Here is a 5,805-nt window from a genome sequence, read left to right as displayed (position 1 = left end):
GTCCAGCAATTCCGGCAAAGCAACTGCCAGGGGCTCAGTGCCACTGCCTGCAGCCAGCTGGTGGAAAAAGCCTTGGATGCACAAGCGACGCGAGGACTGATCCTGCAAGGGGCAGGCATGATCGCACCGGCGCTTGCCGGGAAGCTGGGTGGACTGAAGGGCAAGCCCTTGGCAAGTGGCCCTGCTCCGGTCAGCGAACCGCAACCCACGGCGGGCCGACCGCTGCCGAGCCACACCGTGGCGGAAAGCAGCCTCTATACTAGAAACGCAGGTAGCGAGCCGGTTGTGGTGAAGAGCCCGGCCCCGTATGAAACGGTGCCGGTGACGGTGAAGCAACCGGTGGCGGGCCTGGGCCTGACAGCGGCGGAGCGGGATGCGATACTGGCGGCTGGGAAAGGGCCGAGGGTTGGGGTTCCAAACACGGAAACGACCAGAGGTGTATTAGGTCCTAATGCAGGCACTTATTACGCAACTGAGATATTGCCCGGTGGTAGTGGTCAAGCCATTGCAGGGCATGGTGAGTTGCGTCGCGGCTCTGGTTATGCCGTCGTTCCAGATGGAACGACACTGGTGCTACCCAAAACAGGCATCAAGATATCTGACACCACTGGTAGAGTTCTAGAAACAATTGATCTGGAAAGATTGGCTGCTGCAGGTCCGAAAGCGAGAAACCGCCTTATAAGAGAGCATTTGGATGATATGGATATCACTAACAGTCGTATCAGAAATCGGGTGATTGCTGATTTGCAGGATTTACAAGTGGTTAAGCCTGGAAATTCCGTACCAAACTTTACTGTCAAAACCCCTGATGGCCTGAAGATCTTTCAGAACTCAACCACGGTAGAGTTATCTACCCCTCTGCGTGATTTGTTAAGACCAAACGCAGGGGTTTGTGGATTGGCAACATGCACTGAATTTAGGTGGTAAACATGCATTACGAAGATTTGACATTTTACCGGGATGATGGTTCTGATACTGCGGGGTTTGTCAATGTCTATCCCAAGGTTCTTAATGTGGGGTGGCTTGATAGGAACTATCCTTATACGAAAGGGGATATTCCTCAGAAGATTATTCAGAAGTTGAAGGAGCTTACTTTTCTCGATATGAAGAACAGCGAGGATAAAAAGCATGGCATCTTTGAAAAGAACAAGGCGGTAATTATTCATCTAATGCACATGCGCGGTGCACCTTATAAATGTTCTTTATGTGGCGGCGAAGTAGGAGAAATTACTATTAATCCGGGTGGACTTGATGTGTATCAAGGCACGCAGCAAATGTTGCTAGGCCGAAGTGAGATGTGTATCCCGGATTCAGGAGGCGATCTATTCTATTCTTTTCCGACTATGCTTTATCACTATGTTGTGGATCATCAATATTGCCCACCTGCGGACTTCTTGAAAGCCGTAGATCAGTTCAATATGCACGCCCCTTATAATATTGAAAAGGAGCAAGATGATTTGGAGTGTCTTCAGATGCCTGTTGATCAGTTGCATGATATTGACAGACAACAGGGTGTAATCAATAAGAGCATCAAATAGAGGTCTTATCGTAAAAAAGCTGTCCCGTTGATTCGGAGGCGGCTTTTTACCGCCCGCGTCGTTCTACCCTGTTCTATCTCTGTTCTAGGTGCGTTCTATATCCGTTCTACGAACGTTCGTAGAACGGCCTGTTCGTAAAATCCTGCCACCAGCCAAAAACCTCGCTGTATCAAAGCTTTGGCCGGGTTATGCGGGAGGCCCGCGCCACTGCCGGCTTCCAGCGTTATAACGCTACCTTGTAAAACCGCCCGCCAAGCCTGGCGGCACAAGGCTTTGCAGCGTATTCCGATAGGTGTACTGCCTGCGGGTTGAAATGCTTGGCTGATTAGGTAGATAGAAGCAAAAAAGCTCCCTCAACCCCAGGCCGTGCGTGGGGTTGAGGGGGCTTCTGTTTTAGCCGCTCGGGTTTACTGCGCCGTCGTTCGCTGCGAGTCCCAGCGCCGCACCTGGTACTTGATGATCAGGCTCTCCAGCACCTCGCGCACGACGCGTTGCTCTTCGGGCAGCGGATGGCTGACTGCCTTGAACTGCAAGCGCAACTCACAACTGATCAGCGAAGTAGATGGCAAACTGGGGCGGGATTACGACCTGACCGGACTGATCCAGGGCAACCCGGAACAGATTGCCAAGAAATCGGAGAACCCCTTCAATAGCTGGGGGAACCGCTTCAGTCTGGATAAAGACCTGGCGGAAGCGATGCTGATCCAGAACGGCTGGCTGAGCGAACAGGAGAAGCAGAACCTGACGGGCTGGGAAGCGCGAACCCAATGGCTGGACCAGGCAGCAGGTAAACCCCTGAGCATACAAGAGCGGGCTTCGGTACTGGTGATGCTGGGGTCGGAACTGGGGCCGGGCGCCAAAGACCTGGGTGTGGAAGTCACCAAGGCATTGGGCCAGGCGATTGGCCAGGTCAAGGACAAAGTCGCTGGGGCTGGGACGCCGCCGCCGAAGGTGGTGGTAGGTGGCGGCCTGGAAGGGAAGTCGGAGCAAATTAACGCATCTAGTCTGGCTAATAGTGTCGCAGTTGGCGAGAAGGACAGTGTTGTAAAATTCGGCTCGCCCAGACCTGGTTTGGTGATACCACAAGGTATAATTCCATCACTATTTGATAAGGTGTCTGCAAGAATTCGTGGGGTGGCGTCAGAAAAAGGACTTGGAGATGATATTTTTGTAATGGGATCAAGAGCAGGTGGGACTGCTAAGGCTGGCTCTGATTTGGATATAGGAATTAGAGTTTCACCTGAAAAATTTGACGAATTAATATCAACATTCTTTAAAAATTCTCAAAATGCAAAAGCAAAAACAAGAGATGTTTCTATACGTGATGGTCGTATTCAGACTGGTGAATCTGGTTTGAGAGGGTTGAGGAATGAAATTGCGAGTGATTTGGATATGCCAAAAGATAAGATTCAAATATCTATCATAAGAAGTGGTGGGGTTTTTGATAATGGGCCACAAACAAAACTTTCCTATGATTTTGAATTTGGAGGAAATTAATGAGTTATTGTAAAGTGTATGTTGATACGGTTTATTCTATGCATGATTTGAAATTATTTATGGAGGAAAATATTGAAAATTGCTTTGAAGGGTTGAAGTGTTTTGTGAGTTTGGATTTTGCTGCTTATGATAATGAAAATAATAATGGAAATTTAGCTGTAGGAATGAAAGAAGATCCTACTGAGGCAAGGTACTATATAGAAATTGGAGATGATTTTGAATCTGAATTCGATTCCTATGATTTTAAGTATGGATTGGCTAATTTTATTATTTCCCTTAGGCGCAAATTTGAGTACGTAGTTGCATCTTGTAATTTTGAAGATTATATCGTTGAGAGAACTGGTTGGAATTGGACGGATGATTGTAAGTTTCCGGATTAATTGGGTAGCGGTGGCATGACACTGGGCTTCACCAGTGACAGCCGCAGCAGCACCACCCAGTCCGCGATCAGCGCCGGCCAGCTGGAGCTGCGCGACCCGAACCGGCAACAACAAGACCTGAGCCAACTCAAGCGTGACACCCATGACACCGCAGGCCGACTGGACAAGATCTTTGACAAACACCAAGTGGACAACCAACTGGAATTCCAGCGGGTGGCCCAAGAAGAAGCACGTCCCTACCTGGCGAAAGCCTCGAACTGGATAGGCGACCACTTCGCCAAAGACGACCCCCTGAAATACCTGGCGCACGCCGGACTGGGTGCCACCCTGACCCTCCTGACCGGCAGCGGTTGGCAGGCTGGCGCAGTCGGTGGTGCACTGGGCGAAGCGCTACCCCAGGTACTGGACCAAGCCTTTGAGAAAGACGCCAATGGCCAGATCAAGCACGCAGGCCTGTTCAGCGCGGCGACCCAGCTGCTGAGTGCGGCAGTGGCCAGCCAGAGTGGCCTCAACGGCATGGCCAGCGCCCTGGCCAGCCAGAACGCGGTGGAGAACAACTACCTCAAGCACCAGCAGATTGAACAACGTGAAGCACGTAAGAAACAGGAATGCGCTGCAGGTGACCAAGCCTGTCGCAAGCGCATCGATACTGAATATCGGCAACTGGATAGGGCACAACAACAACAAGCGGAAGTCTGCAAGACCGCCAGCGAATGCCGCAAGGAACGCGATGTAATCGGTCAAGACATCGCACAGTTGGAAAAAGGCCTGGCCCAACTGCAACACGACCGGGAAAAAGACCTGATCAGCCAGTCTGACTATGTGGCACAAGGCGTGAGCATCAACGCAGCCTTGAACCGCGCTAAAGGGGCTTTGGAGCAGAATTGGCGATCATTCAATGCCAGCGTGCCGATAGCGGAATGGAACCGCGACGAACATCTCCACACCCTCCAGGCTGCAACCGGAGTACTGAGTGGTTTGGCAGGTGGGGCTTTGGCGGCAGGCACCAGAACTAAAGAGGTACGGGCAGGGAGTGAGCCGGTTGTAAGTGGCCCAGGCCCGATCAACGAACCACAACCCACGGCGGGCCGATCGCTGCCGAGCCACACCGTGGCGGAAAGCAGCCTCTATACTAGAAACGCAGGTGGCGAACCAGTCGTGGTGAAGAGTCCGGCCCCGTATGAAACGGTGCCGGTGACGGTGAAGCAACCGGTGGCGGGCCTGGGCCTGACAGCGGCGGAGCGGGATGTGATACTGGCGGCTGGCAAGGGGCCGAGGGTTGGGACGAATGGAGGGATTGAAAGATCCTTCTTGGGCAGTAGTGAGGGTCATCAGTTTGCAGCAAAAGTTATACCAGGTGGAACTGGCACAGCCTTTGTGGGGCATGGCTATTCAACTCCATATGATGGCAAGATCATAGTGCCACAAGGTACTGCCATTACACCTCCTCGTGACGGGATTCGCATAACTGAGCGAACTGGTCAGTACATGGAGCGAGGGGATTGGGAGGGGCTTTCGAAATTAGCAAGGAGTGATGAGCGTATTGCGAGTGATATTAATGGTATGGCAACTTATTTACCAGGATCTCAGATACCAAATTATACGCTGACTGCGCCAACGCTGCCTGCGCTTAATATTTATCAGAATTCCATTTCTGTTGAGTTTAAGACTCCATTGATACAATTGCTTCAAAAGAATATTGGTTGTGTGCAATGGGCTGCTTGTACGGAATTTAAATCAAGGTGAGTTTATGTATTTTGCTGATTTGACTAATTATTCTTATTTTAGAAGTGTTCCTTTTGATAATGTTTTTAATATTGGATGGTTGGATTTGGATCATGAATACAATTTAGGTGGTGTTTCTGATTGTTTTATTGAAAAATTAGCCATTTTGATTAATGGATCTGATTGTTGTCAGGTTCATGTTAATAAGATAAGGGGAGTGCACCCTTGTGAGATATGTGGTTTAGATGTTGTTTTTGAAAAAATTAAAGATATGGAAATATTATTGGGAGCATCGGAGGTATGGATTCCATTTGATAAGGGTTGGTATGCTTCGCCTTCTATGGTGTTGCATTATGTTCGACATCATGGTTATGCGCCGCCTGTTGGGTTTGTTGATGCTGTTATTAGTATGGATTTGAGATCAAATTACTCTGGCCAGAGTGTTTACGATAAATTGTGTTTAAATTTTAATTTATAATAATACGTGTTTCTGTGAATAATTTTTTATTGATATATATTTAGTTGTTTGGTGTTAGATGATTATATGGCTTGCTCAGCTGCCTTTACATTGGCGCAGGCAAGCTGTCCTTGACGTTCCACGACTGGCTGCGGAACCAGGGGAGGGTGGTCAGCCAAGGCGAGCTGACGCTGAGTACTGCACAACT

General features: G+C 49.6%; 6 protein-coding genes and 1 pseudogene. 6 read left to right on the top strand and 1 reads right to left on the bottom strand.

Annotated features, from left to right (window positions below):
• Window positions 1-60 precede the first annotated feature (60 nt).
• Window positions 61-927, top strand: coding sequence for a putative adhesin (locus HNQ59_RS18920; protein WP_184041955.1), 867 nt, complete (start codon window positions 61-63; stop codon window positions 925-927).
• A 2-nt stretch (window positions 928-929) separates the two neighbouring features.
• Window positions 930-1,538 carry a DUF7919 family protein gene (locus tag HNQ59_RS18915; protein ID WP_184041954.1) on the top strand — a complete coding sequence of 203 codons (609 nt, stop codon included), beginning with the start codon at window positions 930-932 and terminating at the stop codon, window positions 1,536-1,538.
• Window positions 1,539-1,945: 407 nt separating this feature from the next.
• Here the strand turns inward: HNQ59_RS18915 and HNQ59_RS19880 are convergent.
• Window positions 1,946-2,077: pseudogene (locus tag HNQ59_RS19880) on the bottom strand (helix-turn-helix domain-containing protein); the annotation flags it as partial.
• Between the two features lie 157 nt (window positions 2,078-2,234).
• On the opposite strand from HNQ59_RS19880, the gene HNQ59_RS18910 reads away from it, so the two are divergent.
• The 4 genes from HNQ59_RS18910 to HNQ59_RS18895 are packed head-to-tail and all read left to right on the top strand — an operon-like array spanning window position 2,235 to window position 5,618.
• Window positions 2,235-3,035: a nucleotidyltransferase domain-containing protein gene (locus tag HNQ59_RS18910; RefSeq protein ID WP_343074325.1), complete on the top strand. Its 801-nt coding sequence runs from the start codon at window positions 2,235-2,237 to the stop codon at window positions 3,033-3,035.
• The gene (locus HNQ59_RS18905; RefSeq protein WP_184041952.1) at window positions 3,035-3,415 is read left to right on the top strand and encodes a hypothetical protein; all 381 of its coding nucleotides are present in this window, start codon (window positions 3,035-3,037) and stop codon (window positions 3,413-3,415) included. The genes HNQ59_RS18910 and HNQ59_RS18905 overlap by 1 nt, the downstream gene beginning before the upstream one ends.
• A gap of 15 nt (window positions 3,416-3,430) precedes the next feature.
• Window positions 3,431-5,161 (top strand): putative adhesin, encoded by a 1,731-nt coding sequence (locus HNQ59_RS18900; protein ID WP_184041951.1) that lies wholly within the window; start codon window positions 3,431-3,433, stop codon window positions 5,159-5,161.
• Window positions 5,162-5,165: 4 nt separating this feature from the next.
• Window positions 5,166-5,618: a DUF7919 family protein gene (locus tag HNQ59_RS18895; RefSeq protein ID WP_184041950.1), complete on the top strand. Its 453-nt coding sequence runs from the start codon at window positions 5,166-5,168 to the stop codon at window positions 5,616-5,618.
• Window positions 5,619-5,805 lie beyond the last annotated feature (187 nt).

The sequence above is a fragment of the Chitinivorax tropicus genome (assembly GCF_014202905.1).
Classification (GTDB): Bacteria; Pseudomonadota; Gammaproteobacteria; order Burkholderiales; family SCOH01; genus Chitinivorax; species Chitinivorax tropicus.
This window is presented reverse-complemented; position numbering and strand designations above follow the sequence as displayed.

What these genes read in the sequence shown, in the direction of transcription:
- HNQ59_RS18915 (WP_184041954.1), top strand. Translation starts at nt 930, where the DNA reads ATGCATTACGAAGATTTGACATTTTACCGGGATGATGGTTCTGATACT.
- HNQ59_RS18910 (WP_343074325.1), top strand. Translation starts at nt 2,235, where the DNA reads ATGCTGATCCAGAACGGCTGGCTGAGCGAACAGGAGAAGCAGAACCTG.
- HNQ59_RS18905 (WP_184041952.1), top strand. Translation starts at nt 3,035, where the DNA reads ATGAGTTATTGTAAAGTGTATGTTGATACGGTTTATTCTATGCATGAT.
- HNQ59_RS18900 (WP_184041951.1), top strand. Translation starts at nt 3,431, where the DNA reads ATGACACTGGGCTTCACCAGTGACAGCCGCAGCAGCACCACCCAGTCC.
- HNQ59_RS18895 (WP_184041950.1), top strand. Translation starts at nt 5,166, where the DNA reads ATGTATTTTGCTGATTTGACTAATTATTCTTATTTTAGAAGTGTTCCT.